This window comes from Faecalicatena contorta (assembly GCF_021531895.1).
Classification (GTDB): domain Bacteria; phylum Bacillota; class Clostridia; order Lachnospirales; family Lachnospiraceae; genus JAFBIX01.
This window is the reverse complement of record NZ_JAFBIX010000064.1, coordinates 1-2,022: the sequence shown is the minus strand read 5'-3', so window position 1 is coordinate 2,022 and position 2,022 is coordinate 1. Positions and strand designations below refer to the sequence as shown.

Genomic DNA, 2,022 nt, shown 5'->3' with positions numbered 1-2,022 from the left:
CATTAGAGCAACAAATTTTATTTTATAAAGTAGTTCAATATTATAATATGGTTAATATTGTAACAAAAGCGTATATGTCATATGCTGCTGTTGTTTTTGAAAAATTACTTATTTTAGATAAGAGAATGGTGAAAGAAGAACGAAAAAGTATTATAAACTTTTGGAAAAAAAATAAGTTGTTTTGCTATGTAGATAAGAATTTGAAATTAAAATATTTAAATTTAAGAATGCCTAAAATATTCAAATTTTTGTCTTCCCAAAATAGAAAGAAATGAAGTCAATATGAAGAAAATAAGTATAATAGTTCCGGTGTATAATGTAGAAAAATACATAGGTGGTTGTATTGAATCGATTCTCAGCCAGTCATATGGTAATTGGGAACTTCTTTTATTAGATGACGAATCTTCTGATAGAAGTGTTGAAATATGTGAAAAATATGCCATAAATGATGAGCGAATTCGAGTGTTCTATAATAAGCATGCGGGAGTAAGTGTAATGAGAAACAAAGGTATTGAATTTGCAAAAGGTGAATATATTACTTTTGTTGATAGTGACGACTCTTTGGAACCTGAGTTTTTGATGACGGCTATTGAAATTTGTGAAAATAATAATATTGAAGTTTTTTTGGCCGGAAGAAAAGATTATATAGAAAATACGGAAAAAACTGAAGTCATTATAAAAAATGTTTTGTATGGTAAGAGTTATGATATTTCAGAAAATAATCTGATTGAATTGTTGAAACAAGGATACCTTTCTTCTTGTTGTGGAAATATGTATTTGAAAGATACAATTGGAGAGACATATTTTGAAATAGAGAGAACATTTGGAGAAGATTTGAAATTTGTATTTGATATATTTCGTAAGAATGTAATTTATTATGCGGATAATCATGCCTTTTATAATTATCATCGACATAGTCATAGTTTAATATCTAAAATAAATATTGATAAATGTTGTGGAATTGTAGAAACATATAATTATTTATTTGGTGTAAATTCTGATTTTAATTTATGTGGAAGAAGGTATATGGAGTTCGTACAAGAACGGTGCTTTATAGATGTCTATGATACGAAAAATGCTATTCTGGAGGAGAGGACTTCTTTGTATAAAAAGTATAAGATGCTTAAGGTCCTTTTTGGTGATCAAAGTATATTGTGGATTTTTTATAGCAGAACTAAAGGAAATAGGTTATTAAGAAAAATAAAATATTTTCCTAGTATTATATTGTCAAAATATTATTTAAAAAAATAGGAAATATCCGTAATAACGGTATATAGTAAAAGGAGTTGCCATGATTCCAAAAAAAATTCATTATTGTTGGTTTGGATATAATCAGAAACCTCAGTTGGCTCAAAAGTGCATAGAGAGTTGGAAAAAAAAATGTCCTAAATACGAGATTATAGAATGGAATGAAGAAAATTTTGATATTTATTCTTGCCCACTGTATGTGCAACAGGCATATGAGTCTAAAATGTGGGCGTTTGTTACGGATTATGCGAGGCTGAAGATAGTGTATGAAAATGGTGGTATTTATATGGATACAGATGTTGAATTAAAAAGAAGTTTAAATTCACTGTTAAAATGGAACGCATATTTTGGATTTGAAGATGGAATTCATGTGGCTACAGGGTTAGGGTTTGGGGCAGAAATTAAAAGTCCTGTGGTTTATGAAATGATGAAAATTTATGATAATCTCCAGTTTAAGTTACCGGATGGTACGCTTAATATGCTCCCTTGCCCTAAAATGAATACGACTATACTTTTGAAATATGGATTAAAGCAAAATAATAGAAAACAAATTATTGGAGAGAATATTCTAATATTACCATCATATTACTTGTGCCCTCTTTCTTATTCTACTGGGGAGTGGAATAAATCATTTAAAATGATATCTATACATTGGTTTTCAGCTAGTTGGAAAGATGATAAAGAAGAAGAACAAAGATGGGAAATGTTAAAACGCCAAATAAAAGCGAAAAAAATGGAAAAGATCGACTATGTCATTCATATTCCGAATAGAAT

At 28.7% G+C, this 2,022-nt stretch carries 3 protein-coding genes; all 3 read left to right on the top strand.

Annotated features, from left to right (window positions below; all coding sequences use genetic code 11):
- The coding region (locus JQM81_RS13370; protein ID WP_235234310.1) for a hypothetical protein at positions 1–275 on the top strand (275 nt) is incomplete at its 5' end.
- Between the two features lie 7 nt (positions 276–282).
- A complete protein-coding gene (locus JQM81_RS13365) occupies positions 283–1,251 on the top strand; it encodes a glycosyltransferase family 2 protein (protein ID WP_235234303.1) in 969 nt (322 codons plus the stop codon).
- A gap of 40 nt (positions 1,252–1,291) precedes the next feature.
- Positions 1,292–2,022 (top strand): glycosyltransferase family 32 protein (locus JQM81_RS13360; RefSeq protein WP_235234301.1); only part of this gene is annotated, 731 nt, incomplete at its 3' end.

Bases quoted from the DNA above. Each gene is read 5' to 3' on its own strand.
- JQM81_RS13365 (WP_235234303.1), top strand. From the start codon at position 283: ATGAAGAAAATAAGTATAATAGTTCCGGTGTATAATGTAGAAAAATAC.